This window comes from Streptomyces scopuliridis RB72, from assembly GCF_000718095.1.
GTDB lineage: Bacteria > Actinomycetota > Actinomycetes > Streptomycetales > Streptomycetaceae > Streptomyces > Streptomyces scopuliridis.
In genome coordinates, this window is the sequence record NZ_JOEI01000081.1 from 1 (window position 1) to 766 (window position 766).

General features: G+C 67.1%; 2 pseudogenes. Both read right to left on the bottom strand.

The features are described 5' to 3' along the window. Window positions 1-362, bottom strand: a pseudogene (locus tag IF11_RS43375) (transposase); the annotation flags it as partial. A gap of 53 nt (window positions 363-415) precedes the next feature. Next, window positions 416-766: pseudogene (locus IF11_RS43380) on the bottom strand (transposase); the annotation flags it as partial.

Consider the following 766-nt stretch of genomic DNA (forward strand, 5'->3'; position numbering starts at 1 on the left):
AGCAGGTCGTTGATCCAGATCATGGAGGCGCGGAGGTGGAGGCCGGCGAGGTAGCTCTCGGGTGTCTTGTCGTATCGAGTCGCGATGCCCCGCCAGGCCTTCAGCTTGTTGATCAGGCGCTCGACGGTGTTCCGCTCCTTGTAGAGATCGGCGTTGTGGCGTGTGGGTCGGCCGCCGCGACTGCCCTTCTTCTTCCGGTTGGCGGACTGGTCCTTCTTCTCCGGGATGACTGCTTTGATGTTGCGTTTGCGCAGGTAAGAGCGGTTGGCGCGGGATGAGTAGGCCTTGTCCGCGGCGACGGCGTCAGGCCGGGTCCGGGGACGACCGACCGGCAGACGGATCCGCACTTTCTGCAGCACGGGGCGCTCTTCCCGCTCGGGGTCGTCACGTCCGTCCTGTCCGTTCCGTCCTGGCGGGCCGCCCCCTTTTGCCGGGCCCGTTCCTGGTCTGCAGCTGCTTCCTCCAAGGCGTCCATGGCCTCCTTGCCGATACACATCCCGGCGGCGTCATGATGTGCGCGGGCAGTGGTGGAGTCCACACTGACCAGGGACAAGTCCGTCTGTCCCTGCCGGGCGGCCTCGGCGATCACGCCTTCCAGCAGCGCGGTGAAGACGCCGGCGTCCCTCCATACCCGGAAGCGACCGTAGACCGTCGGCCACGGGCCGAACTCGCCTGGCATCTCCCGCCACTGGCTGCTGGTGCGGAACCGCCAGATCACCCCTTCGAACTGCTCCCGCAGCCGCTCGGGATACGGGCCGTACTCGCC